20 protein-coding genes are annotated in these 24,857 nt (G+C 71.8%); 4 read left to right on the forward strand and 16 right to left on the reverse strand.

Annotated elements, in window-relative coordinates:
* Positions 1 to 33: 33 nt before the first annotated feature.
* Entirely contained in the window at positions 34 to 627 is a 594-nt protein-coding gene (locus tag C8K30_RS30590; protein WP_158280893.1) for a TetR/AcrR family transcriptional regulator, read from the reverse strand.
* Between the two features lie 118 nt (positions 628 to 745).
* On the opposite strand from C8K30_RS30590, the gene C8K30_RS30175 reads away from it, so the two are divergent.
* A complete protein-coding gene (locus tag C8K30_RS30175; protein ID WP_158280894.1) occupies positions 746 to 1,924 on the forward strand; it encodes an ABC transporter permease in 1,179 nt (392 codons plus the stop codon).
* 24 nt (positions 1,925 to 1,948) lie between these two features.
* On the opposite strand, the gene truB is transcribed toward C8K30_RS30175, so the two are convergent.
* The 6 genes from truB to rimP all read right to left on the reverse strand — a co-directional run bounded on the left by truB (position 1,949) and on the right by rimP (position 8,904).
* Positions 1,949 to 3,058, reverse strand: a complete 1,110-nt coding sequence (truB, locus tag C8K30_RS01055; protein ID WP_108491046.1) for a tRNA pseudouridine(55) synthase TruB — start codon at positions 3,056 to 3,058, stop codon at positions 1,949 to 1,951.
* A gap of 127 nt (positions 3,059 to 3,185) precedes the next feature.
* Positions 3,186 to 3,626, reverse strand: coding sequence for a 30S ribosome-binding factor RbfA (gene rbfA, locus C8K30_RS01060; protein WP_108491047.1), 441 nt, complete (start codon positions 3,624 to 3,626; stop codon positions 3,186 to 3,188).
* A gap of 90 nt (positions 3,627 to 3,716) precedes the next feature.
* Positions 3,717 to 6,719 (reverse strand): translation initiation factor IF-2, encoded by a 3,003-nt coding sequence (infB, locus tag C8K30_RS01065; protein ID WP_108491048.1) that lies wholly within the window; start codon positions 6,717 to 6,719, stop codon positions 3,717 to 3,719.
* A gap of 177 nt (positions 6,720 to 6,896) precedes the next feature.
* Positions 6,897 to 7,169 carry a YlxR family protein gene (locus C8K30_RS01070; protein WP_108491049.1) on the reverse strand — a complete coding sequence of 91 codons (273 nt, stop codon included), beginning with the start codon at positions 7,167 to 7,169 and terminating at the stop codon, positions 6,897 to 6,899.
* A 90-nt stretch (positions 7,170 to 7,259) separates the two neighbouring features.
* Positions 7,260 to 8,309 carry a transcription termination factor NusA gene (gene nusA, locus C8K30_RS01075; protein ID WP_108491050.1) on the reverse strand — a complete coding sequence of 350 codons (1,050 nt, stop codon included), beginning with the start codon at positions 8,307 to 8,309 and terminating at the stop codon, positions 7,260 to 7,262.
* 1 nt (position 8,310) lies between these two features.
* On the reverse strand, positions 8,311 to 8,904 hold the full coding sequence (gene rimP / locus C8K30_RS01080) for a ribosome maturation factor RimP (RefSeq protein ID WP_165919416.1): 594 nt from the start codon (positions 8,902 to 8,904) through the stop codon (positions 8,311 to 8,313).
* A 290-nt stretch (positions 8,905 to 9,194) separates the two neighbouring features.
* Between rimP and C8K30_RS01085 the strand changes: the two genes are divergently transcribed.
* Positions 9,195 to 10,160, forward strand: a complete 966-nt coding sequence (locus C8K30_RS01085; protein WP_108491051.1) for a DUF4439 domain-containing protein — start codon at positions 9,195 to 9,197, stop codon at positions 10,158 to 10,160.
* A gap of 76 nt (positions 10,161 to 10,236) precedes the next feature.
* On the opposite strand, the gene C8K30_RS01090 is transcribed toward C8K30_RS01085, so the two are convergent.
* A complete protein-coding gene (locus C8K30_RS01090) occupies positions 10,237 to 12,063 on the reverse strand; it encodes a proline--tRNA ligase (RefSeq protein ID WP_233256902.1) in 1,827 nt (608 codons plus the stop codon).
* A 99-nt stretch (positions 12,064 to 12,162) separates the two neighbouring features.
* Between C8K30_RS01090 and C8K30_RS01095 the strand changes: the two genes are divergently transcribed.
* Positions 12,163 to 13,089, forward strand: coding sequence for an Fpg/Nei family DNA glycosylase (locus tag C8K30_RS01095; protein ID WP_108491053.1), 927 nt, complete (start codon positions 12,163 to 12,165; stop codon positions 13,087 to 13,089).
* Positions 13,090 to 13,098: 9 nt separating this feature from the next.
* On the opposite strand, the gene C8K30_RS01100 is transcribed toward C8K30_RS01095, so the two are convergent.
* The 3 genes from C8K30_RS01100 to C8K30_RS01110 all read right to left on the reverse strand — a co-directional run bounded on the left by C8K30_RS01100 (position 13,099) and on the right by C8K30_RS01110 (position 16,613).
* Positions 13,099 to 14,058, reverse strand: a complete 960-nt coding sequence (locus C8K30_RS01100) for a DUF4081 domain-containing GNAT family N-acetyltransferase (RefSeq protein WP_108491054.1) — start codon at positions 14,056 to 14,058, stop codon at positions 13,099 to 13,101.
* A 17-nt stretch (positions 14,059 to 14,075) separates the two neighbouring features.
* Entirely contained in the window at positions 14,076 to 15,218 is a 1,143-nt protein-coding gene (gene ispG / locus C8K30_RS01105; RefSeq protein WP_108491055.1) for a flavodoxin-dependent (E)-4-hydroxy-3-methylbut-2-enyl-diphosphate synthase, read from the reverse strand.
* Positions 15,219 to 15,290: 72 nt separating this feature from the next.
* Positions 15,291 to 16,613, reverse strand: a complete 1,323-nt coding sequence (locus C8K30_RS01110; RefSeq protein WP_255415692.1) for an RIP metalloprotease — start codon at positions 16,611 to 16,613, stop codon at positions 15,291 to 15,293.
* Between the two features lie 138 nt (positions 16,614 to 16,751).
* Between C8K30_RS01110 and C8K30_RS01115 the strand changes: the two genes are divergently transcribed.
* Entirely contained in the window at positions 16,752 to 19,058 is a 2,307-nt protein-coding gene (locus tag C8K30_RS01115; protein ID WP_146197295.1) for a hypothetical protein, read from the forward strand.
* Here C8K30_RS01115 and C8K30_RS01120 read toward each other — a convergent pair.
* From C8K30_RS01120 to C8K30_RS01140, 5 genes are read right to left on the reverse strand one after another with little or no spacing between them, the layout of a single operon-like run.
* Positions 19,036 to 19,875, reverse strand: coding sequence for an ABC transporter permease (locus tag C8K30_RS01120; protein ID WP_108491057.1), 840 nt, complete (start codon positions 19,873 to 19,875; stop codon positions 19,036 to 19,038). The genes C8K30_RS01115 and C8K30_RS01120 overlap by 23 nt on opposite strands.
* Before the next feature lie 20 nt (positions 19,876 to 19,895).
* Positions 19,896 to 20,834, reverse strand: a complete 939-nt coding sequence (locus C8K30_RS01125; protein WP_369939332.1) for an ABC transporter permease — start codon at positions 20,832 to 20,834, stop codon at positions 19,896 to 19,898.
* 5 nt (positions 20,835 to 20,839) lie between these two features.
* Positions 20,840 to 21,961 carry an ABC transporter ATP-binding protein gene (locus C8K30_RS01130; protein ID WP_108491058.1) on the reverse strand — a complete coding sequence of 374 codons (1,122 nt, stop codon included), beginning with the start codon at positions 21,959 to 21,961 and terminating at the stop codon, positions 20,840 to 20,842.
* The gene (locus C8K30_RS01135) at positions 21,958 to 23,229 is read right to left on the reverse strand and encodes a PotD/PotF family extracellular solute-binding protein (RefSeq protein WP_233256904.1); all 1,272 of its coding nucleotides are present in this window, start codon (positions 23,227 to 23,229) and stop codon (positions 21,958 to 21,960) included. The genes C8K30_RS01130 and C8K30_RS01135 overlap by 4 nt, the downstream gene beginning before the upstream one ends.
* A gap of 51 nt (positions 23,230 to 23,280) precedes the next feature.
* The gene (locus tag C8K30_RS01140; RefSeq protein WP_108491060.1) at positions 23,281 to 24,729 is read right to left on the reverse strand and encodes a gamma-aminobutyraldehyde dehydrogenase; all 1,449 of its coding nucleotides are present in this window, start codon (positions 24,727 to 24,729) and stop codon (positions 23,281 to 23,283) included.
* Between the last annotated feature and the right edge of the window lie 128 nt (positions 24,730 to 24,857).

A 24,857-nucleotide genomic window follows, 5' to 3' on the forward strand; every position in this document is an offset into this window, starting at 1 on the left:
CCCTACGCTCGGCGCGACGGCGGTTCCGGGCGGTCAGTGCGGCAGGATCCGCCGCGCGCCGTCCAGATATGCCCGAGAGTCGAAGCCGTCGAGCATGGCCGACTGGAAGATGAACCCCTGCCCCATGCCCATGAGCACCGGCACCAGGTTCTCCGCGGCCACGTCGGCACCGTCGGGTGCGTGCTCCGGATGCACTTCGAACCAGCGTCGCAGGGCCGCCCTGAAGGCGCCCCCAAGGACCTTGACCCCGGCGTTCACCACGTCTCGCATCTCGGGGTCCACCGTCGCCTCGCCCCACAGCTGCACCAGGAGCCGCAGGTCAAGGCCCTCGGAGCGTGTGCCGTCGAGCACGATCTCCAGCACCTCCGCAGGGGCGGGCGGGCTGCCGTCGGCCGCCGCCGCGACGAGGTCCGCGTTCCGACGGCCCAGTACCTGCTTGGCCACCGCCGCGAACAGGTCGCGCTTGCCGTCGAAGTAGCCGTAGACGGCGCCGGTCGACAGCTCTGCCTCAGCGATCACCTCGGCCATCGAGGTGTGCTGGTAGCCCTTGGCCGCGAACGCACGCTGGGCGGCCTCAAGGATCTGGTTACGGCGGGCGTCCCGACGAGCGTCACTGATCTTCGGCACCGGCCACCTCCCGTCAGGCCCGGGTCGGCGCCCGGGGCGATTGACAAGCATACGGTCGCGGAGCATGGTTCTCCATAAAGAACGAGCGTTCGTTTTTATTGAGACGGAGCATCCCCCCATGTCCCAGGACGCACCAGCGCCGCACACCCCTGCAGGCCGCGTGATCGGCATCGCCGTCGCGCTCACCCTCGTCCTCACCGTGTTCGTGCTCGCCTTCTCGTGGCCGGCGGTCACGTCGGAGCCGAAGGACCTGCCGGTCGCCGTCGTCGGGTCCGACAACGCCGTCGCGACCCTCCGCGACACCCTCACCGAGCAGCAGCCCGGCGCCGTCGACCTGATCGAGGTGGACGACCGAGACGCAGCTGTCGAGGCCATAGAGACCCGCGAGGTCTACGGCGGCATCGTGCTGGGCGACGTCGCGGCGGGCGAGGCGCCGGAGATCCTCACCGCGTCGGCGGCCAGCGGTGTCACCCACCAGCTCATGACGCAGCTGGGCGCCCAGATGCAGCAGGGCATCCAGGCGCAGGCCGACGCCGCGATCGCCGAGGCGCTCGCGTCAGCGCAGGCCCAGGCCGCCGAGGCGGTCCGGACCGCGGTCCAGGAGGCGCTCGAGGCAGCGGCGCAGGGCGAGCAGCCGCAGGCGCCGCCGTCTGGCGAGGCCGAGGCGCCGGAGATCCCCGAGGTCCCGCAGGTCACGGTGACCGACGTGGTCCCTCTGTCCGCCGACGACCCGCGCGGGACCGGCTTCACCGCCGCCCTCTTCCCGCTGCTGCTGGGCGGCATGATCGGCGGCATCGGCATCTCGATCGCCGTGTCCGGCGCCCTGCGCCGCGTGCTCGCCGTCACCGTCTACTCGGTGGTCGGCGGCGCGCTCCTCGTGGGGATCCTGCACTTCTGGTTCGGCTCGCTCCAGGGCGACTGGCTGCTCGAGGCCGGCGCCCTGATCCTGGCGATCGCCGCCATCGCTGCCCCCATCACCGGGTTCGTTGCGGTCCTCGGGCGCCCCGGCATCGCCCTGGGACCGGTGATCATGATGCTGGTCGGCAACCCGATCTCGGGCGCCGCGATGCCCACCGAGTTCCTGCCCTGGCACTGGGGGGCGATCGGCCAGTGGCTGCCGCCGGGCGCCAGCGCGACGCTGCTGCGCGACGTCTCCTACTTCCCCGACGCCGACGCGTCCCAGGCGTGGCTGGCACTGGCCGTCTGGACCGCGGCGGGCGTGCTGCTCTCGCTCGTGGGCCACGCGCGCGCGACCGGCAGCGCACGCCGAGCCGCGGTACTGCCCGATCCGGCCTGACCCGGTGCTGGTGCCCGGGCCGGCTCAGGTCGCCGGCGCGAGCACCAGCACCGGCTTGGCGAGGTTCTCGCCGCGGCGCTTCGTGTCCTCCAGCAGCGCCACCAGCACGCCTGACGGCGACAGCGCCGCCACCACGTCGGAGCGCCCCGACGGCTCCACCCACTGGCCGTAGCCGAGCGCGCGCACCTCCACCTCGTCGAGCTCACGCACCGGGAAGGTGCCGCGGGCCGCGTCTGCCAGCGGGAGCGTGGCGAGCGTGCCGTCGGCGTCGGCCTGGGCCTCCAGCTGCTCCAGCGTGCGGGCACCCGCCAGGTCGTAGCCGCCCACCCGGGTGCGGCGCAGCATCGTCAGGTGCCCGCCGGTGCCGAGCGCGGCGCCGAGGTCGCGCGCCAGGGCGCGTACGTAGGTCCCGGAGGAGACAGTCACGCGCACGTCGACGTCGACGACGGGCACGTCCCGGGTGGGGCCGTTCCCCGGTTCCGCTGCGGTGGGCGCCACGCCTGGCCGCGCGGCGGAGCTTGGGTCTGAGGGACCGGCGCCCGTCGGATCGTCGGCCACTGGACCGTCGACGTAGGTGTCGGCCGGGTCGCCGTCCGGCACCGCCGTCGTCCCCGGGCGCACGTCCAGGACGTCGAACCGGGACACCGTGACCGGTCGCGCCTGCAGCGCGACCTCCTCCCCTGCCCGGACGCGCGCGTACGCGCGCTTGCCGTCCACCTTGATCGCGGACACCGACGTGGGGACCTGCAGGATGTCGCCCGTGAGGTCCGCGATCGCGGCGTCCAGCGCGGCCCGGTCCACCCGCCCGACGGCGTCCGGGTCAGCCACGGAGGCGATCACGCCCTCGGCGTCGTCGGTGGTCGTGGCCACGCCGAGCCGGATCGTGGCGTCGTAGTCCTTGTCCGCGCCCACCACGTAGGTGAGCAGGCGGGTCGCCCTGCCGATCCCGAGCACGAGCACGCCCGTCGCCATCGGGTCCAGCGTCCCGGCGTGGCCGACCTTGCGGGTCCCGGCCAGGCGTCGCATCCGCCCGACGACGTCGTGGCTGGTCCAGCCCTCGGGCTTGTCGACGACGACGAACCCGTCGGCGGCCGTCGGACGGCGCACCGGGGCGTGCGAGGTGGGCGAAGTCATGGGTATCAGTATCCCGCGTGTCGGACGCGACGCGCGGCGCACGACGCCGCCCGGCCTGACCGGGGCGTGAACGTCCGGGTCAGGCGGCGGGCGGCGTCGATGTCGTGCGCGAGCGTGGGGTCCGAGGTCACTCGACCTCGGCGTCGTCCTCGCGCGGCTTCTTGTACGGGTCCTCGTCGCCCGCGTACCGGGCCCCGGCACGCAGCGCCTCGAGCTCGGCGTCGCGCTTGCGGGCCTCGATGAGCGCGGCGTCGAGGTTTGCGGCCGTGTCCGGGACGGAGTCGAGGTGGAACTCGAGGGTGGGCGTCAGGCGGATACCCGTCTGCTTGCCCACCTCCGAGCGGATCAGGCCCGTGGCGCTCTTGAGCGCCGCGGCGGTGTCCGCCCGCTCCTCGTCCGAGCCGTAGACCGTGTAGAACACCGAGGCGTTCTGCAGGTCACCGGTCACCCGGACGTCCGTGACCGTCATGAAACCGAGCCGCGGATCCTTGATCCGCGTGTCGATCATCTGCGCGACGATCACCTTGATGCGGTCGGCGAGCTTACGCGCCCGCGGATTGTCGACCATGAATTAGTCCTTTCAGCGTGAGTGCGGGGCATCCGCCCGGTCCGGACGAGCCGGCCGGGCGGATGCCCCGCACTCAATGAGCCATCAGCGTCAGTCGCGCGGCTTCTCGCGCATCTCGAACGTCTCGATGGTGTCGCCCTCGGTGACGTCGTTGAACGACCCGAGACCGATACCGCACTCGAAGCCCTCGCGGACCTCAGTGACGTCGTCCTTCTCGCGACGCAGCGACTCGATCGTGAGGTTGTCGCCCACCACCGTGCCGTTGCGGAGCACACGCGCCTTCGAGTTGCGGCGGATGGTGCCCGAGCGGACCACCGAACCGGCGATGTTGCCGAACTTCGAGGAACGGAAGACCTGGCGGATCTCCGCGGTCCCGAGCTGGACCTCCTCGTACTCCGGCTTGAGCATGCCCTTGAGGGCCGCCTCGACGTCCTCGATCGCCTGGTAGATGACCGAGTAGAACTTGACGTCCACGCCTTCGCGCTCCGCCAGCTCCTCGACGCGCTCGCCGTACTTCACGTTGAAGCCGATGATCACGGCGCTGTCGACCGTGGCCAGGTTGACGTCGTTCTGCGTGATCGCACCCACACCACGGTGGATGACGCGCAGCTCGACCTCCTCGCCCACATCGATCTTGAGCAGCGCGTCCTCCAGTGCCTCGACGGCACCGGACACGTCGCCCTTGAGGATGAGGTTGAGGCTCTCGACCTTGCCCTTCTTGAGCTCGGAGTCGAAGTCCTCGAGGCTGATCCGCTTGCGGCGCTTGGCCAGCGTCGCTGCGCGCTCCGCCGCCTGACGCTTCTCGGCGATCTGGCGGGCGGTGCGGTCGTCCGGCGCCACGAGGAACGTGTCGCCGGCGCCCGGGACGCTGGTGAGACCCAGCACCTGGACCGGGCGAGCCGGGGTGGCCGCCTCGACCGAGTTGCCGTGCTCGTCGAACATCGCACGGACGCGGCCGTAGGCCGTGCCCGCGACGATCGCGTCGCCGACGTGCAGCGTGCCGGACTGGACCAGCACCGTCGCCACCGGACCGCGACCCTTGTCGAGGTTCGCCTCGATCGCGACACCGCGCGCGTCCTTCGACGGGTTGGCCCGCAGGTCCAGAGCCGCGTCAGCGGTCAGCAGGACGGCCTCGATGAGGTTGTCGATACCGATGCCCGGCTTCGCCGCGACGTCGACGAACATCGTGTCGCCGCCGTACTCCTCGGCCACCAGGTTGTACTCGGTGAGCTGCTGACGCACCTTCGCCGGGTTCGCACCCTCGACGTCGATCTTGTTGACCGCCACCACGATCGGCACACCAGCTGCCTGCGCGTGGTTCACGGCCTCGACCGTCTGCGGCATCACGCCGTCGTCGGCCGCGACCACGAGGATCGCAATGTCCGTGACCTGCGCACCACGGGCACGCATGGCGGTGAACGCCTCGTGGCCCGGGGTGTCGATGAACGTGATGGCACGCTCGGTGCCCTCGTGCTCGTGCGTGATCTGGTACGCACCGATGTGCTGCGTGATCCCGCCGTGCTCGCCCGCCACCACGTCCGACTTGCGGATCGCGTCCAGCAGCTTCGTCTTACCGTGGTCGACGTGACCCATGACGGTCACGACCGGCGGACGGATGGCGAGGTCGTCGTCGGACTCGTCGGCCTCCTCGGCCTCCAGGTCGATGTCGAACGACCCGAGCAGCTCGCGGTCCTCCTCCTCGGCCGAGACCATCTCGATCTGGTAGCCGAGCTCGGTGGCCAGCGTGCCGAACGTGTCCTCGTCGAGCGACTGCGTGGCCGTGGCCATCTCGCCCAGGTGGAACAGGACGGTCACGAGCGCCGCGGGGTTCGCGTCGATCTTGTCGGCGAAGTCGTTCAGCGACGCGCCGTGGCGCAGCCGGACGACGGTGTTGCCGTTGCCGCGAGGGACCTGCACGCCACCGAGCGACGGGGCCTGCATGGCCTCGAACTCCTGGCGCTTCGCCCGACGCGACTTACGCCCGCGGACCGGCTTGCCGCCGGCGCGCCCGAAGGCACCCTGCGTCGCACCACGACCGCCGGCACCACGACGCGGGCCGCCGAAGCCGCCACCGCCGCCGCCACCGGGACGACCCGGAGCGCCTGCACCGGCACCGCCGGCGCCACCAGGACCGGGACGGCCACCGCCGCCGCCACCGGGGCGGCCACGACCGCCACCCGGGGCCGGACGGTCGCCCGGACGCGGCATGTTGGTCTTGCCCGGCATCATGCCGGGGTTCGGGCGCGGGCCGGCGCCACCGCTACCACCGGGACGGGGCGCGGAGGGACGCGGGCCACCCGGGCGAGGACCGCCCGAGCGCTCGCCGCTGGGGGCATCGGTGCGCTCGGGGCGCTGCCCCGGACGCGGCATGCCCTGGCTGGTCGCGAACGGGTTGTTGCCCGGACGCGGGTTACCGCCACCGGGACGGTCGCCACCCGGACGGTCGCTGCCGCCCGCCGCCGGGCGAGCGCCACGGCCGCCACCGGGACGGGGCATGCCCTGGCTGGTCGCGAAGGGGTTGTTGCCCGGACGCGGGTTGCCGCCGCCGGGACGGCCGCCACGGCCGCCGTCGCGCCCCGGACGTGCGCCCGAGGGCGCTGCGGCGGCCGGCTTCGGCGCGCCAGGCTTGGGCGCGGCAGCGGCGGGCTTCGGTGCACCGGGCTTGGGAGCCGCGGTAGGCGTGGCCGACGCCGCAGGCGCCAGCGGGGTCTGCTCGGGTGCCGGAGCCGGTGCCGGGGCGGGTGCCTCCGGCGCAGGGCTCGGTGCCGGGGCAGGCGCCGGTGCGGGCGCAGCCTCTGTCTTGGGTGCCGGAGCCGGGGTAGGCGCGGGAGCCGGCTCGGCCGGCTTCCGGACCGCGGGCTTCGCGGCGGGCTTCGGCGCGCTCTTCGCGGGAGACTTCGCCGCTGCGTCCTTGTCGGACGGGCCGGCAGCGCCACCGGCGGGGAACTTGTCGCGCATGCGCCGCACGACGGGCGGCTCGAGCGTCGACGACGCCGAGCGAACGTACTCGCCTGCCGACTTCAGCTCGCCAAGCAGGGTCTTGCTTTCCACTCCGAGCTCCTTAGCGAGCTCGTAGACGCGGACTTTAGCCACAACTCTCCTGTCTCGGTCCGTCCCGGGACAGGGAGGACCACCGTTAGTACTGAGTACTCATCGCTGGGGGCTCATCGGGTGCCCATCGGCGTCTGACCCGCTTCCTTGTCGACGAATCGCATAATTCGGCCCGACGCACGGTTGCGTCCGGTCGGAACAGTCCTGCGGTTGATGCACTCACTGGCCGAGGTGTGCTCGTACCTCGCCGAGGTCGAGAGGCCCGTCGACGCGCAGTGCGCGCGGTACGGCCCTGCGACGCTCAGCGAGCTCCAGGCACTGCGGCTCCGGGTGGACCCAGGCACCGCGACCCGGCAGGCAGGCACGGACATCGACGATGATGCGCCGTGGCTGGGCCACGTCATCATCTACCGAAGAGCCCAGCACCAGACGCAGGAGTGCAGACCGCTGGTCGCGCCCCCGGCATCCGACGCACGTGCGCACCGGACCCATGACGGGTTGGCCCGAATCAGGTGCGAGGCAGGTCGAAAGACGGGCACGTGGCCCAGACTCAGACAGTCTACCGCGCCGACCCACCGGGCGTTACCGGCCGCCCTGCGCGTCGGCGGCCGCGCCACCTGCGTCGGCGTCCGCTGCCTCGTCCGAGCGGATGTCGATGCGCCAACCCGTCAGCTTCGCGGCGAGACGCGCGTTCTGCCCCTCTTTTCCGATCGCGAGGGACAGCTGGTAGTCGGGCACGATCGCCCGCGCGGCACGCGCGTCGGCGTCGACCACTGTGACTGACGACACACGTGCCGGCGACAGTGCGCTCGCCACGAACGCGGCGGGGTCGTCGCTGTGGTCCACGATGTCGATCTTCTCGCCGTGCAGCTCGGCCATCACCGCGCGCACGCGGGCGCCCATCGGGCCGATGCACGCGCCCTTGGCGTTGAGCCCGGACACCCGGGACCGCACGGCCATCTTGGTGCGGTGCCCCGCCTCGCGGGCGATGGCGGTGATCTCCACCGAGCCGTCCGCGATCTCCGGGACCTCGAGCTCGAAGAGCTTGCGCACGAGGTTCGGGTGCGTACGGCTCAACGTGATCTGGGGACCCTTCATTCCGCGGCTGACCTCGACCACGTAGGCGCGCAGCCGCTCGCCGTGCACGTACTCCTCGGTGGGCACCTGCTCGTGCGGCGGCAGCACCGCCTCGGTGCCACCCACGTCCACCAGCACGACGCGCGGGTCGCGGCCCTGCTGGATGACGCCGGCCAGGACCTCGCCCTCCTTGCCGCGGAAGGTGCCCAGGACCTGGTCGTCCTCGGCGTCGCGCAGCCGCTGGACGATCACCTGGCGGGCCGTCGCGGTCGCGATGCGGCCGAAGTCCTGCGGCGTGTGGTCGAACTCGGGCCCGAACTCCACGGCGGTGCGAGTCTCCGGGTCCTCGGGGTCCTCTGCCCCGGGCAGCTCCTCGCGCGCCCACACCGTGACGTGGCCCGACGAGCGGTCCACCTCGACGCGAGCCCGGTTGTAGGCGTCGGGAGTGCGGTGGTAGGCCGAGAGCAGCGCCTGCTCGATGGCCGCGACGAGGACGTCCAGGCTGAGGTCCCTCTCGCGCTCCAGCATCCGGAGCGTGGTCATGTCGATGTCCATGTCAGCCTTCCTCGTTGCGGCCGGGGTGACCCTCGGTCGTGTTGTCCGTACCGGCACCGTCCGAGTACTCGGAGGTGTCTTCACCTGCACTCTCGCCCAGTTCCGGAGCCTCGGCATCCTGGGCGTCGTCGAGCCGTTTCAGCTCGACCTCGACCTTGCCGCGGACGACGTCGCCCAGCGGGATCCGCCGGTCGTCGTCGAGCACCAGGACGTTCCCGTCGCCGTCGGCGAGCACGTCGGTCAGCCGGCCCTCGGCGCGGCCGCCGTCGGTCAGCCTGAGCGTCACCAGGCGGGTCCGAGCGCGCTTGAAGTGCCGCAGCTCGGTCAGCGGCCGGGACGTGCCCGGCGTCGAGACCTCGAGCGTGTACGCGCCGCGCACGACGTCGTCCGTGTCCAGCGCCGCGGAGATGACGCGTGACGCGTCGCCGAGGGCGTCGGAGTCCAGACTGCCCACGACGTCGTCCGGCAGGTCGACGGTGATCCGGACGACCGACTTGCTGCCTGCCCGGGTGGCGCTCACCTCCTCGAGGTGGAGCCCAGCGGCCTCGACCACCGGTCCCACGACCTCGCGGACCGCATCCGCCTGCTGTGTCATCGACTGCCTCCCGTCGGCTCCCCCACGTGCGGGGGCACGGTTCGAGCCGGAACGGTTCGACCGATGTGCTGTTGTTGTCTGCGTCAAGCGTAACGAAGCGCCGGACCTCGGCACTTCGCGTAGAACGTGATGTCCGTGACCCGACCGCAATCGGTCGGGCACGAATCGGGTTCCGGAACATGGCATCATCGGCCACGATGAACCCCTTTGGCCGCACGGCCCGCACCCGACGCCGGTCAGGCGTGACCGCGCTGGCTCTGACCTGCGCGATCATTCTCTCAGGTTGCGGGTTGCGGCTCGAGACACCGCCGCCGACCGAGCCGGTGCCGGACGCGGCCGAGGTGGTCCGGCGCACCGCCGTCGCCGACGCGCTGCTGGTGGCCGAACAGGCCACGGCTGCCGCGGCGTCCAACGGGATCCGGGCGGACATCGAGGCCGAGCTCACCGTCATCGCCGAGGTCGCGATCGAGCAGGCGGAGCAGCTCGGGGGCGAGTACGACTCCGGCCTGGGCGACATCCTGTCCGAACAGTCCGACGCGTCCCCCTCGGCGAGCACCCTGGCGCAGACGCCCCGCGCCGTCGTCACGTCGCTGCGCGACGCCGCCACCCGCACCCGGGCCGCCGCCGACCAGGCGCAGCTCGGGCCGCTGGGCCGGCTGCTCGCCTCGATCTCGACGTCGCAGACGCAGTACGCGAGAAGCCTCGCGCAGCTCACCGGCGCCGAGGGCCCCGCGCTCCCCTCCACCCAGATTCCCGAGCCCGCCGAGCCCGGCGCCGAACCGAGCGAGGCCGACGAGGCCTCGGCGACTCCGGCGTCGGCCGGTTCCGAACCTGCCGTCGTCCCCACCGGGCTGTCGGCCGAGGACCTGAGTGCCCTGATCCTGGCCGAGGACTCTGCCGGGTACGCGCTCGAGGTGCGCGCGGCGCAGGCCGACGGCACGGTCCGCACCCGGGCGTACGAGCGTGCGCAGGTGCACCGCGCACGCGCCCAGGCCTGGGCGCTCGTGGCCGGGATCGACAACACCGACCAGGACCCGCGCCGCGTCGCCTACGCGGTGCCCGGGTCGGACACGACCACGACGGACCTCGCCCGCGACCTCGAGCTCGACCTGGCGCAGAACTACGCCACGCTGGTCGGCATCGCCGAACCGGGGACCCGCGCGATCCTCGTCGCGCTCCTGACCGAGACCACCCTGGCCGCCGCCCAGTGGGGCGCCCCCGCAGTGCCGTTCCCGGGCCTGCCGGAGCGCGCCTGACACCTTGGTTGTGGGCGTGATCGCTGCGCCTGGAGCGGGCACAGCCACAACGATCCCGCCCACAACCTGTCCGGGGCTACGCGAGCAGGGCCTCGACCCGCCCCGCCACCGCGTCCACGACGTCGGCCACGGGGAACTGCTCCGCCTCGCCGGCGCGCGGCTTGACCTCGACCAGGCCGTCGGCCAGGCCCTTGCCCACCACGACGACGAGCGGCGCACCGAGCAGCTCGGCGTCCTTGAACTTCACGCCCGGCGAGACCTTGGTGGGCCGGTCGTCGTAGAGGACCTCGACGCCGCGGGCGGCGAGCTCGGTCGCGATCGACTCGGCGGCCTCATACACCTCGGTGCCCTTGCCCGTCGCGATCAGGTGCACGTGCACGGGGGCGACGTGGGCGGGCCAGGCCAGGCCGAGCTCGTCGTGGTTGGCCTCGGCGAGCGCGGCGAGCGCCCGCGTGACGCCGACGCCGTAGGAGCCCATGGTGACCACGGCCTGCTTGCCGTTCTCGTCGAGCACGACCAGGCCCAGGGCCTCGGCGTACTTGCGGCCGAGCTGGAAGATGTGGCCCATCTCGATGCCGCGGGCGAGCTCCAGCGGGCCGGAGCCGTCGGGAGCCGGGTCGCCGGCGCGCACCTCGGCGGCCTCGACGGTGCCGTCGGCGGTGAAGTCACGGCCGGCGACGAGGTCGAACACGTGCTTGCCGGGCTCGTTGGCGCCGGTGATCCAGCGGGTGCCGGGCACCACGCGGGGGTCGAGGAGGTAGCGGATCGCGGGGACCTTCTCGCCGTCGGCCACCTCGATCTGCTCGCCCTGGGGGCCGAGTGCCTGCGGGCCGATGTAGCCCTTGACCAGCTGCGGGAACTTCTTGAAGTCCTCCTCGGTGGCGGCCTCGGGCTCGGCGGGCGTCAGCGCGGCCTCGATGCGCTTGAGGTCGACCTCGCGGTCGCCGGGCAGGCCGACCACGAGCAGCTCGCGGGTCCCGTCGGGCTGGACCAGGGCGAGCACCACGTTCTTCAGGGTGTCGGCGGCGGTCCAGGGCCGGTCGGGGCGCGGGAACTTCTCGTTCGCGACGGCGACGAGGGTGGCGATCGTGGGGGTGTCGGGGGTGTCCTCGACGTGCGCCGCGGGGGCGTCGTCGTACGGGATGGCCTCGGGGACGGGCGTGACCACGGCCTCCACGTTGGCGGCGTAGCCGCCGGCGGAGCGCACGTAGGTGTCCTCGCCGATCGGGGACGGGCTCAGGAACTCCTCGGAGCGGGAGCCACCCATGGCGCCCGACATGGCGGAGACGATCACGTACTCCAGGCCCAGGCGCGTGAAGATCTTCTCGTACGCCTCGCGGTGCTTCTGGTAGCTGACGTCCAGGCCCTCGTCCTTGACGTCGAAGGAGTAGGAGTCCTTCATGATGAACTCGCGCCCGCGGATCAGGCCGGCCCGGGGGCGCGCCTCGTCGCGGTACTTGGTCTGGATCTGGAAGAGCGTGACCGGCAGGTCCTTGTACGACGAGTACAGGTCCTTGACCAGGAGCGCGAACATCTCCTCGTGCGTGGGCGCGAGGAGGTAGTCGCCGCCCTTGCGGTCCTGGAGCCGGAACAGGCCGGCGCCGTACTCCTCCCAGCGGCCGGTCGCCTCGTAGGGCTCCCGCGGCAGCAGCGCCGGGAAGTGCACCTCCTGGCCGCCGATCGCGACCATCTCCTCGCGGACGATCGCCTCGATCTTGGCCAGCACGCGCAGGCCGAGCGGCAGCCACGAGTAGATGCCCGGGGCGGCCCGGCGGATGTACCCGGCCCGCACGAGGAGCTTGTGGCTGGCGACCTCGGCCTCGGCCGGGTCCTCGCGCAGGGTACGGACGAAGAGGGACGACATGCGCAGAACGTCGCCCTGAGTGAGGCGTGCGGAAGACATGGGGCACAGCCTATCCGCGAGGGCGGCTGCGGCTCGCCGGAATTCCGGGTGGCTCCGTCAAGCCTTGCCGAGAATCCGGAAGTCTCGCAGGATGGGGCCATGCCAGAGCTGCCCGAGGTCGCCGCGCTCGCCGACTTTCTGCGCGCGCGGACCGCTGGGCGCACGGTCAGCGCGGTGGAGGTCGGCTCGATCGCCGCGCTCAAGACCTTCGACCCGCCGCCTGCCGCGCTCTCCGGGGGCGAGGTGACGGACGTCGCCCGGCACGGCAAGTGGCTGGACCTCGTGGTCTCGGCCTCGTCCGACAACCCGGTGCCCGACGACGCCCCGCTCCACCTGGTCTTCCACCTCTCGCGGGGCGGATGGGTGCGTTGGTCGGACGCGCTGTCCACCAAGCCGGTGCGGCCGTCCCTCGGCGGTTCCAGCCGGGGCGCGATCCTCGCGCTGCGGGTGCGGCTCGACGACGGCTCCGGGTTCGACCTGACCGAGGCGGGCACCCGCAAACGGCTCGCGGTGCACGTCGTCCACGACCCCGCCGAGATCGAGATGATCGCGTCCCTCGGCGTGGAACCGCTCGCCCCGGAGTTCACGACAGAGATCCTGGCCGGCCTCCTGTCCGCGAAGAACCAGCAGGTCAAGGGCCTGCTGCGGGACCAGCACGCCATCGCGGGCATCGGCAACGCCTACAGCGACGAGATCCTGCTCGTGAGCCGGTTCAGCCCGTACAAGCTGACCGGGTCGTTCACGCCCGAGGAGACCGCCCGGTTGCACACCGCGATCGGCGACGTGCTCACGGAGGCGATCGCGGCGGCGTCGGGCAAGCCTGCCAAGGAGCTCAAGGATGCCAAGCGCGCCGGGATGCGCGTGCACGGCCGTTCGGGCCTGCCGTGCCCGGGGTGGAACGGGACGCCGTGCGGTGACACGGTGCACGAGGTGTCCTTCGCGGACCGGTCCATGCAGTACTGCCCCACGTGCCAGACGGGCGGCAAACCCCTGGCGGACCGCAGGATGTCCAAGCTGCTGCGGTGAGCGAGCAGGTCAGAACAGCACGGTCGCGAACGTGCCCACCTGCTCGAAACCCACCCGCCGGTAGGCCGCCACGGCCCGCTCGTTGTAGGCGTTCACGTACAGGGACACGACGGGCGCGACCGACGCGCGCGTCGCGGTGACTACCGCTGCCATGCCCGACTCCGACCAGCCCCGGCCGCGGAACGCGGGCTCCACCCAGACGCCCTGCACCTGGGCGACGCCGCCGGCCACCGCGCCGAGCTCGGCCTTGAACGCGATGGCGGGCTGCCCGCCGACGTCGGGCACGAGACGGATGAACGAGCGCCCCTCCGTGATGAGCGACCGCACGCGCTCCGCGTAGGCGGACCCGCCCGAGGCGACCGGCGAGTAGCCGACCTCCTCCGTGAACATGCGCACGCAGGCCGGGAGCACGATGTCCAGCTCGGCGGGGACCGAGCGGCGAACGGTGGGCTCGGGCGGCAGCGAGGGCGCGGTCCCGATGGCCATGGACGGCTGGTCGGCGCGCACCTCGCGGGCCGGGGGCCAGTGCGGCGACAGCCGCTCCCAGAGCGCGAGCGCCGCCCACTGCTCCCCCACGATCGACGACGACCGCCGCCCGTGCACGCGCGCCACGGTCGCGAAGGCGCTGATCGCCTCGGCGCGCCGGTCCGGATCGGCGATCGGGATCACGGGCACCAGGTTGGCACCGGCCCAGCACACCGCCTCGAGCGGCCCGACGGCGGGAAAGCCCCAGGCCTGGCCCGCCGCGGCACCGAAGCCGGAGCGCGCCGCGATCTCCAGACGCGCGGTGGCGAGCACGGACGAGACCGGGTCGACGGCGCAGACCGCGAGCGCCTGCACCAGGTCCGTGCGGGTCAGCGCCCGCGCGACAGCCTCGCGATTACGGCGCGCCAGAATGTCGCGTTCGCCCGGTTCTGGCGGCCCGTCGGGGCGCGCTCCGGTGGGAACCGGGGTGCGCCAGCGGGCCATGCCTTGCTCCGTTCGAGTCAGCCGACCGAGACGACCGGTGAACCGGCCTGTGCTTCATTCTCCGGCGAGGGCATCTCATCCGCGATCCGCATCGCCTCTTCGATGAGCGTCTCGACGATCATCGACTCGGGGACGGTCTTGATGACCTCGCCCTTGACGAAGATCTGGCCCTTGCCGTTGCCGGAGGCCACACCGAGGTCGGCCTCGCGGGCCTCGCCCGGGCCGTTCACCACGCAGCCCATGACGGCGACGCGCAACGGGACGGTCATGCCCTCCAGGCCTGCGGTGACCTTCTCGGCCAGCGTGTACACGTCGACCTGGGCGCGGCCGCAGGACGGGCAGGACACGATCTCGAGCTTGCGCGGGCGCAGGTTCAGGGACTGCAGGATCTGGTTGCCGACCTTGACCTCCTCCACCGGCGGGGCCGACAGGGAGACGCGGATCGTGTCGCCGATGCCCTTGCTCAGCAAGGCACCGAACGCGGTGGCCGACTTGATGGTGCCCTGGAACGCCGGGCCCGCCTCGGTGACGCCGAGGTGCAGTGGCCAGTCGCCGCGCTCGGAGAGCAGCTCGTAGGCCGCGACCATGATGACCGGGTCGTTGTGCTTGACCGAGATCTTGAAGTCGTGGAAGTCGTGCTCCTCGAAGAGGCTCGCCTCCCACACGGCGGACTCGACCAGGGCCTCGGGGGTGGCCTTGCCGTACTTGGCCAGCAGGCGCTTGTCGAGCGAGCCCGCGTTGACGCCGATGCGGATCGAGATCCCGGCGTCCTTCGCGGCCTGGGCGATCTGCTTGACCTGGTCGTCGAACTTACGGATGTTGCCCGGGTTGACGCGGACGGCGGCACAGCCGGCGTCGATCGCCTGGAAGACGTACTTCGGCTGGAAGTGGATGTCCGCGATCACGGGGATCTGGGACTTCTTCGCGATGATCGGCAGCGCCTCGGCGTCGTCGGAGGTCGGGACGGCGACGCGCACGATGTCGCAGCCTGCCGTCGTGAGCTCCGCGATCTGCTGGAGGGTCGCGTTGATGTCGGTGGTGGGCGTGGTGGTCATGGACTGCACGCTCACCGGTGCGTCACCGCCCACCTCCACCTTGCCGACCTTGATCTTGCGGGTCTTTCGGCGGGGGGCGAGAACCGGCGGAGGTGCTGCGGGCATGCCGAGGCTGATTGCGCTCACAGGATCAGTATCCACGCTTCAGAAGGTGCGAAACGCACATCGTGTCTGGCGTCACGTGATCCGCACCGGATCCACCAGGTCCGCCACGATGAGGATGCCACCCACACCAAGCAGGATCAGGAAGACCACATAGGCCACGGGTGTCATGCGTGCGACGTCGGCCGGGCCGGGCAGCACCGCCGCCCCGCGGATCCGGGCGACCGTGCGCTTGCCGCCCTCGTAGAGGGCGTTGACCAGGTGCCCGCCGTCGAGCGGCAGGAACGGGATCATGTTGAAGACGAACAGCGCGATGTTGAGGCTCGCGAGCAGGCTCAGGTAGATCATCACCCGGTCGATGATCTCCTCGTCCAGGGCCATGATCTCGCCGCTGATCCGCGCGACGCCCACCACGGACTGCACGGAGTCCTGCGAGCGCTCCTCGGACGTGAAGGCCTGGGTGGCGGCGTCGGCCACGCGGACCGGGAGCGTCGCCACCATGGTCGCCGTCTGCCAGGTCATGTTGCCGACCTCGGGCAGGACGCGCGACAGGGGCTGCTGCTCGCGCACCTGGAGCGGGGAGAAGCCGACGAAACCGCCCGGCTCGACGAGCGGCTCGCCGTCGGCCCCGAGGACCGCCGCGCCCTGCTCGTCCACCACCGGGCGCTCGGTGGTCGCGGGGGTGACGTCCAGCGTCACCCGCTCGCCGTCGCGCAGCACCACTATCTGGGACTCGCGCCCCGCGGACTCGTTGATGAGGCCGACCAGCTGCTGCCAGCCGGTCACCTCGGTACCGCCGAAGGAGACCACCTCGTCACCCGGCTCCAGCCCGGCCGCGGCGGCGGGCGCGGGCGGCTGCCCCTCGCAGTCGTCCCCCGTCGCGGTGGACGTGACCGACGCCGGCACGCACTCCGACAGCTGGGCGACGGTGGTCGAGACCGCGGGCAGGCCGTAGCCGACCAGGATGACGCCCATGAGGAACGTGGCGATCACGAGGTTCATGAACGGCCCGCCGAACATGACGACGAGCTTCTTGGGCGTCGACAGGTTGTAGAAGGCGCGGTGCTCCTCGCCGGGACGCACCTCCGCTACGGACGCGTCGCGCGCGTCCGCGACGAGCTCGCTCCAGAAGCCGGTGCCACGCCGCGTGCCCGCGGGGGCGGGCGGCATCATGCCCACGAGGCGCACGAACCCGCCGAGCGGGATCGCCTTGATGCCGTACTCGGTCTCCCCCTTGGTCCGCGACCAGACCGTGGGACCGAAGCCCACCATGTACTGACTCACGCGCACGCCGAACTTCTTGGCGGGAATCATGTGCCCGAGCTCGTGCAGACCGACCGAGACAAGGACGCCCACCAGGAGGACGAGCACACCAACGATGTGCGGAACGATGCTCACGGAACCGAGACTACGGCACCTCTCTGACAGCCCGGAAGGCCGCGCGCGTCCTCCCCCGCGACGGGCGCCCGACGTTCACTTTCTGCCGAATCATGATGATTCGTTGAAACATTGGTTACTGATCATTAACCTGTCGACATGTCGGTTTCGTCTGTCCCTGGGTTTCGGGAGCTGCACGCGCACGGCCCCACGTCCCTCGTGGAGAGCCTCGCCTCGATGTTCCAGACCGAAGCGTGGCCCGGTGCGGACGGCGACTCCCGGGTGGCGCGGCAGCTGCGCGAGATCGGCGTGGACGTCAGCGCGATCTGGGCCGCCTCACGCTGGAACATGGGCGACGACGGCGAGGCGCCGAACCGACGACACCCCGTGCCCGGCGACCCGCGCGGCCCCGAGACGGCGGCCACGCTGACCGCCGTGGCCGCGCAGCCCCGCGCCGCCGCCCTGCTCGGCATCTACCTGTGGTCGCAGGCGAGCGACGCCCTGCAGTACACCTTCCGGCACGGCCGCATCATCGTCCCGCTGCGCGCCTTCGTCGAGACCTGGGAGACGTGCCGCGACAGCGCCCCGGACGACGTCTGCCGGGCCGAGGGCGACGCCGTCGCCGTGCTGCTGCGCACTCTCATCACCCAGATGCACACGTCCGCCGCCCGCAGCGCGGGCGACCTGGCCCGGCTGGCCGACGCCGCCGGCCGGGCCGGCGAGCGGTGCGCCGAGCTGCTGCAGGCGGCCCGGGCGATCCCCGACCCGACCTCCCCGTTCCGCCGCATCCTGGTGCCGCAGGCGGTGACCCGCATCCGGTACTTCCGCGCGCTGGCCGAGGCCGCCCGGGCGGCCGACGACGCGATGGCGGGCAAGCCGTCGCGGCTCGGCCCCGCGCTCGACGGCCTGCGCGCCGCGGAGACCGACCGGCACCTCAACTACATCCTGGCCAGCGAGCTGCGCTCCTACCGGATGCACCTGGCGGAGCTGCACCGCAACCTCGACGCGACCTGGCTCACGCTCGACCGGCTCAGGACGGTCTACATCTACCCGTTCGGGCTGCGGGACGTCAGCCCGGCCACGGCGGTCGCGGCCATCCGGAGCATCGCGGACCGCGACGAGCGGCCCGAGCTGCTCGGTGTCCAGGCCTTCGCGGTACGCGGGCGCCTCAAGATGGACGACGTCTGGGCCAGCGTCGACCGGGCCGCACGCCCGTACGGCGGGGTGTCGCTGTCGATGCCGAACGTGCGCCTCGAACAACCCGACGGGACGCTCATCGAGGAGCTGTCCTGCGACGTGCGGTTCACCGAGTTCGGCAACCACTACGTGCGGTTCCGGTACTCGGCGCGCGACCAGTCGCCGCAGCAGGTCCGCGACGCCCGGTTCCGCCTGTCCAACCTGCACGCCGACATCCGGGTGCGCTGGATCACGCCGGACGGCCCGCCCGTCGATGTCGACCCGGGTGGCGCGCTCCCGCCCGAGCGCCTCTTCGACCTCGCCGACCTGCTCCAGCGCGCCACCGCCGACCTGGTCCGCGAGGGCACCGAGATCGCCCAGGGCCGCGCCCACGTGGTCACCACCGTCTACGAGGCGAGCAGGGGACGCGGCCCGGCCGCGCCGGCGACGGAGCGCACGCCCGTCTCCATGGGGGACGAGCTGCTGGCCGCGTTCGGCTCGCAGGTGCTGCTGCAGCCGGTCTCCTACGGCACCGCGACGCTGTGCGACTGGACCCTGCGCCAGCGCAACCCGGTGCTGCTGGAAGGCGTGCGGCACCTGGGCGACGTCGTGGCCGTGGCCACCAACTCCACCACCGTCGCCCTGGTCGGCACCGCCCACTTCAAGATCTCCCAGTACGGCTCGCTCGCCGAGTTCGTGGCCAGCCTCAACGGGCTGTTCAGCGCCTGGAACGCCACCCTCGCGGACCACCTGCGGATCGTCGCGGCCATGCTCGCCGACCACGACGTCAACAACGGCGCCGACCTCGCCGACCGCAAGGAGCGGCTCACCCGCGAGCAGCTCCGGCTGCACGAGTTCGCCTCGGAGGTCCGCACGACCCTGACCACCATCACGTCCCCCACGTTCCTGGCCTCCGCCCTGGAGTCCCGGATGCTGAACCAGCTGCTGCAGGCGTCGCACTTCGAGCAGCAGGCCGCCGTCGTCACCGAGCGGTTGCGGGAGCTGCTCCAGGAGCCCATCGCCGCCCGGCTGGCCGCCCTCGAACGCCTGCACGGCGACCGCGAGCGGGCGGCGGAGGCGCAGCGCGAGCGCGGGCGCCGTCGGCTGATGGACGGCACGCTGTCCGCCATCACCGTGTTCGCCGGCGTCTACGCCCTCATCGGCACCGTCCAGGTGGCCATGGACGCCGGGCTGCTCAACGGGGTCCAGGCGGTAGCGGCCACGGCCCTGGTCACCGTCGGCGCCCTGGTCACGGGCTGGGCGGTGTTCAACTGGACCCGGCGCCGCTGACCCGACGGCGGAGCGCCGCCACCACCTGCGCACCGATCACCACGGCCAGCGCCGCCACGAACATCGCCGTGCCGATCACGTTGGCCTGCGCCGGGATGCCGCGCGCCGCCGAGACGTACACGAACTTCGGGAACGTGGTGAAGGAGCCGGAGTTGAAGTTGGTGATGATGAAGTCGTCGAAGCTCAGGCTGAACGCGAGCGCCGCCGCGGCCGCGATGCCCGGCACGAGCAGCGGGAACGTCACCTTCCAGAAGGCCTGCCAGGGCGAGGCGTACAGATCGGCGGCGGCCTCCTCCAGGCGCGGGTCCATGGACTGCACGCGCGCCTTGACCGCCACCACGACGAACGAGATGTTGAACATGACGTGCGCGAGCACCACTGTCCAGAACCCGAGCTGCAGCTGCAGCGTGAGGAACTGGGACAGGAGGGCCGCGCCCAGCACGACCTCGGGGGTGGACATGGGCAGGAAGATCAGCAGGTTGGCCAGCGCCCGCCCGCGGAACCGGTAGCGCACCAGAGCTATCGCTACGAGCGTGCCGAGCGTGGTGGCGAACAGCGTGGACAGCAGACCCACCTGCAGCGAGTTCGCGAACGCCTCGCACACCTGGGGCGCCCCGCAGGGGTTGCGCCAGTTGTCGAGCGTGAAGCCCTGCCACACGAGGTTGCGCCGGCCGCCGTCGTTGAACGAGTACAGGACGGTGTAGACGCTGGGCGCGAGCAGGAACACGAACGCCAGCGCGCAGTAGGCGGGGATCAGTGCGCCGGCCAGCCGGCGGTTGAGCCGCCCGGTCGCAGGTCGAGTCGCAGGTCGAGTCACGGGTCGAGTCACCGGTCGAGTCACAGCAGGTCCTCCGTCCCCGTCCGGCGCACGTAGAGCCCCACGAGCACCGCGATGGCGGCCATCAGCACCACCGACAGCGACGCGGCGGTCGGGTAGTCGAGCAGCCGGAAGAACCGCGTGTCGATGACCTGGCCGATCATCGCCGTGTTGGTCGAGTTGCCCAGCAGCGAGGCGGACACGTAGTCGCCGGCCGCCGGGATGAACGTGAGCAACGTCCCGGAGACCACGCCCGGCATGGACAGCGGGAGGGTGACCGTGCGGAACGTCGTCCACGGCCCGGCGTACAGGTCGCCGCCCGCCTCCACCAGGCGCGGGTCGAGCCGCTCCAGGGATGCGTAGATCGGCAGCGCCATGAACGGCACGAAGTTGTGCGTCAGCGAGACGACGACGGCGAACGACGTCGCCGTCAGCCGCCCGTCCGGCGGCAGCACGTGGAGCCAGTGCAGTGCCTGGACCACGTACCCGTCGTCGGCCAGGATCTGCTTCCACGCGATGGTGCGCAGCACGAACGACGTGAAGAACGGCGCCACGACCAGCACGAGCAGCATGCCCTGCAGCAGCGGCCTGCCCCGGCCGCGCACGGCGATCAGGTATGCGATCGGGTAGCCGACCGCGAGCGCCCCCGCCGTGGCCAGCAGCGCGAACCAGAAGGAGCGCGCGAGCGGCTGCCAGAAGTCGGCGAGCGCTGTCACGTAGTTCTGCCAGTGGAAGGCCGGCATGAACTGGCCGACGTCGCCCCCGGGGACCGGCACGTAGAGCGACGTCGCCAGGAGCGCGAAGACTGGGATCACGAAGAAGGCGACCAGGTACAGCGTGCCCGGGAGCATGAGGCCGACGCCAGCGGCGCCGGCGCGCCGGGCCGCGACGTCCTCCGCGCCCGTGCCTGGAGCGCCCGTCCCTGGGGCCGCGACGCCGATGGCCGGGCCCGGGGCCACCGTGGTCACTGACCGCTCCTGGCAGGTTCCCCGGCGAGGCCGAACGTGTGGTCCACGTCCCAGGCCAGGCGGACGGCGTCGCCCACACGCACCTCGGGCGCGCCCGAGGAGTTCTGTGCGAAGACCTCGTGCACGCCCAGGTCCCCGAGGTCGACCTGGTACTGAGTGGAGACGCCCGTGAACGACACGTCGGTCACCTTGCCCGGCCCCAGCACGTTGCTGCCCGACGTCGGCTCGCTGCCGTTCGCCACTATCCGCACCTTCTCGGGACGCACGCCGAGCTGCACGACGGCGCCGACGCCGGTCGAACCCGCCGAGACCCGCCCCACCGGCACCCGGAGGCGCGTACCGGCGACGTCGACGCCGAGCACCTCGCCGACGTCCACCACCGAGCCGGTCACGAGGTTGGAGCGCCCCAGGAAGTTCGCCACGAAGGCGGTGCTGGGCAGCTCGTAGAGCTCGGCGGGCGGGCCGAGCTGCTCGACGCGGCCCTCGTTCATGACGGCGACGGTGTCGGCCATGGTCATGGCCTCCTCCTGGTCGTGCGTCACGTGCACGAACGTGATGCCCGCGTCCGCCTGGATGCGCTTGAGCTCGAGCTGCATCTCGCGCCGCAGGGCGAGGTCGAGCGCGCCGAGCGGCTCGTCCAGGAGCAGCACGGACGGGCTGTTCACGAGGGCGCGAGCCAGGGCGACGCGCTGCTGCTGGCCGCCGGAGAGCTGGTTCGGCCTGCGGTCGCCGAGGTGCGCGAGCTGCACGGTCTCGAGCCCGGCCCGGGCCTTGGCCCGCGCGTCTGGCACCCGCTTGCGCTTCAGCCCGAACGCGACGTTGTCCAGCACCGTCAGGTGCGGGAACAGCGCGTAGGACTGGAAGACCGTGTTGACCGGGCGGCGGTGCGCCGCGGTGCCGGTCACGTCCCGCCCGCCGATCGAGATGACGCCCGACGTCGGCTGCTCCAGCCCGGCGACCATCCGCAGCGTGGTGGTCTTGCCGCAGCCGGACGGGCCGAGCAGCGCGAAGAACGAGCCCTCGGGGACGGTCAGGTCGAGGGATTCGACGGCGGTGAAGCTGCCGAACTCCTTGCGCACGCCCCACAGCTCGAGGCTCGCCGTGTGTGGCGACCTCATGCCCCGATGACCTCGAGGTACTGGCCGTTGTACTTGGTCTCCTCGGCCGGGGTGAGCGTGCGGAACACGTGCACCTTCGCCAGGGTCTCGTCGTCCGGGAAGATGTTGGTGTCGGCGGCAAGCTCCGGGTCGGACTTCTCCATGACCTCCCTGGCGCCGTCGACGGGGGTCACGTAGTTGACCCATGCCGCCACCTGGGCGGCGACCTCGGGCTCGTAGTAGTAGTTCATGAGCGTCTCGGCGTTCTTCTTGTGCGTGGCGCCGACCGGGATCAGCATCTCGTCGCTCCAGAGCGTGCCGCCGGCCTCGGGGACCACGAAGTCGAACCGGTTGTCGGCCTCGTAGTTGAGCCCCGTGATGTCGCCGGACCAGCCGATGCAGGCCCAGCAGTCCCCCGACACCAGGTCCTGCGTGTACGAGTTGCCCTTGACCTGGCGGATGTGGCCCGAGGTGATCTTCTCGCGCAGGAGCTCGATGGCGGCGTCGTACTCCGCGTCGCCCCAGTCGCCCGCCGGGTCCACGCCCTGGCTGAGCATGATCAGCCCGATGGTGTCGTGCATCTCGGACAGCACCTCGACCTTGCCCGCCAGCTCCGGCTTCCAGAGGTCGTCGAGGCTCTGCATCCCGCCAGGCACCTTCGCCTTGTCCCAGGCCAGGCCGCCGAAGCCCGACTGCCACGTCAGGGCGTGCTTGCGGCCCTCGTCGTAGTCGACGTCGCGCAGCGTGGACACCAGGTTGGCCGCGTTCGGGATGTTGGCCAGGTCCAGCTCCTGGGCGTAGCCGAGCCGGATCATGCGGCCGGCCATCCAGTCGGTCGGCGTCACGATGTCGTAGCCGATGTCGTCGCCGTTCGCGAGCTGCCCCGACACCTTGCCGTAGAAGGTGTCGTTGTCCTCGATGTCCTCCAGGTACTCGACGTCGATGCCCGTCTGCTTCGTGAAGGCGTTCAGGGTCGGGTACTCGGTGCCGGCGTCGTTCTGGTCCAGGTACAGGGTCCAGTTGGCCCAGCGGACGAGCTTCTCTGCGTCGGACACGTCGGCGGCCGGGCTCGGCGCGGCGCTGGAGGACGCGCCCGGCGCGCCTCCCGTGCCGCAGGCCGCCAGGAGGGCGGCGGTGCCCGCCACCCCCGCGCCAACAGTCAGGAACTGGCGGCGCGACAGGCCGGCGCTCCCGGCCGAGGCTCGGCGGGCCGCGGCAGCGCCGCGGGCCTGCTGGATCAGGGCGCGGACCATGGGGTCCGCCGGGGGACGACGTCGGGGGTTGCTCACGGGTGCTCCTCGGGGGCTCGCTGGGTTGCTCGGTGCTGGTTCAGGGCCGGCTCAGAACGCACTCATCACGTGCTTGACGCGGGTGTAGTCCTCGAACCCGTACATCGACAGGTCCTTGCCGTACCCGGAGTGCTTGAAGCCGCCGTGCGGCATCTCGGCGACGAAGGGGATGTGGGTGTTGATCCACACGCAGCCGAAGTCCAGGGCGCGCGACACCCGCATGGCCGTGCCGTGGTCGGCGGTCCAGACCGAGCTGGCCAGGCCGTAGGCGACGTCGTTCGCCTTGGCGACCGCGTCTGCCTCGTCGGAGAACGTCTGGACCGTGATGACCGGGCCGAAGATCTCGGTCTGCACGGCCTCGTCGTCCTGCTGCAGGCCCGCGACGACGGTGGGCTCGTGGAAGTAACCAGTGGTGCCGAGCCGGTTGCCGCCGGCCACCACCTGCGCGTGCGCGGGCAGGCGGTCCACGAAGCCGAGCACGCGGTCGAGCTGGTGCGGGTTGTTGACCGGCCCGAAGTCGGCGGTCTCGTCGTCGGGCAGGCCCGTCCTGGTCGCGGCGGCCTGCTCCGCCAGTGCCGCGGTGAAGTCCGCGGCCACCGACTCGTGCACCAGCACGCGCGAGGCCGCCGTGCAGTCCTGGCCTGCGTTGTAGAAGCCGGCGCCGGCGATGCCCTCGGCGGCGGCCGCGATGTCGGCGTCGCCGAACACGACCACCGGCGCCTTGCCGCCGAGCTCGAGGTGCACGCGCTTGACGTCGGACGACGCCGCCCGCGCCACCTCCATGCCCGCCCGGACCGAGCCGGTGATGGCGACCATGTCGGGACGCGCGTGCGACACCAGGGCACGGCCGGTCTCGCGGTCGCCACAGATGACGTTGAAGACGCCGGCCGGCACATGCTCGTTGACGATCTCGGCCAGCAGCAGCGTGGAGACCGGCGTGGTGTCCGATGGTTTGAGGACGATCGTGTTGCCCGCGGCCAGGGCCGGGGCGATCTTCCACACGGCCATCATCAGCGGGTAGTTCCACGGCGTCACCTGGCCGACGACGCCCACCGGCTCGCGACGGATCCACGACGTGTGGCCCTCCAGGTACTCCCCGGCGGCCATGCCCTCCAGGATCCGGGCCGCGCCCGCGAAGAAGCGGAACTGGTCGGCGCACGGCGGCACCTCGTCGGTGGCGGTGAGGTGCAGCGGCTTGCCCGTGTTGCGGCTCTCCGCCGCCACGAGCTCCCCCGCACGTGCCTCGATGGTGTCGGCGATCTTGAGGAGGGCGAGCTGCCGCTCCGCGGGCGTGGTGTGCCGCCACTCCGCGAACGCCCGGTCCGCCGCGGCGTAGGCGGCGGAGACGTCCTGCTCGCCGCTGTTCGGCGAGGTCGCGTAGCCCTCGCCCGTGCTCGGGTCCACGACGGTGAGCGTGTCGCCGTCGGCCGCGGGGGTCCGCTGCCCGCCCACCAGGTTGAGCAGCTCGGTCTTGGCTTCCGTGCCGGTCGTGGTGCTCACGGTCCTCCTCGGTCTCGACGTGGTCAGGACCGTAGGGGACCGACGTGCGCACAACAAAGGAATCCGTGTTACCCGGCGGTAAACTGTTGCGGATTCAGTGGTCCGGAATGTTTCTCACGACGGATCTG

Origin of the sequence: Promicromonospora sp. AC04, from assembly GCF_003058225.1 — a bacterium.
In the GTDB taxonomy this organism is placed as follows: domain Bacteria; phylum Actinomycetota; class Actinomycetes; order Actinomycetales; family Cellulomonadaceae; genus Promicromonospora.

Coding starts and splice junctions, on each gene's coding strand:
- C8K30_RS01090 (WP_233256902.1), bottom strand. CDS start 12,063: ATGTCTTCCGCACGCCTCACTCAGGGCGACGTTCTGCGCATGTCGTCC.
- C8K30_RS01095 (WP_108491053.1), top strand. CDS start 12,163: ATGCCAGAGCTGCCCGAGGTCGCCGCGCTCGCCGACTTTCTGCGCGCG.
- C8K30_RS01115 (WP_146197295.1), top strand. CDS start 16,752: ATGTCGGTTTCGTCTGTCCCTGGGTTTCGGGAGCTGCACGCGCACGGC.
- rbfA (WP_108491047.1), bottom strand. CDS start 3,626: ATGGTCGACAATCCGCGGGCGCGTAAGCTCGCCGACCGCATCAAGGTG.
- ispG (WP_108491055.1), bottom strand. CDS start 15,218: ATGCCCGCAGCACCTCCGCCGGTTCTCGCCCCCCGCCGAAAGACCCGC.
- C8K30_RS01100 (WP_108491054.1), bottom strand. CDS start 14,058: ATGGCCCGCTGGCGCACCCCGGTTCCCACCGGAGCGCGCCCCGACGGG.
- rimP (WP_165919416.1), bottom strand. CDS start 8,904: ATGACACAGCAGGCGGATGCGGTCCGCGAGGTCGTGGGACCGGTGGTC.
- C8K30_RS01070 (WP_108491049.1), bottom strand. CDS start 7,169: ATGGGTCCGGTGCGCACGTGCGTCGGATGCCGGGGGCGCGACCAGCGG.
- nusA (WP_108491050.1), bottom strand. CDS start 8,309: ATGGACATCGACATGACCACGCTCCGGATGCTGGAGCGCGAGAGGGAC.
- C8K30_RS01130 (WP_108491058.1), bottom strand. CDS start 21,961: ATGAGGTCGCCACACACGGCGAGCCTCGAGCTGTGGGGCGTGCGCAAG.
- truB (WP_108491046.1), bottom strand. CDS start 3,058: ATGACTTCGCCCACCTCGCACGCCCCGGTGCGCCGTCCGACGGCCGCC.
- C8K30_RS30175 (WP_158280894.1), top strand. CDS start 746: ATGTCCCAGGACGCACCAGCGCCGCACACCCCTGCAGGCCGCGTGATC.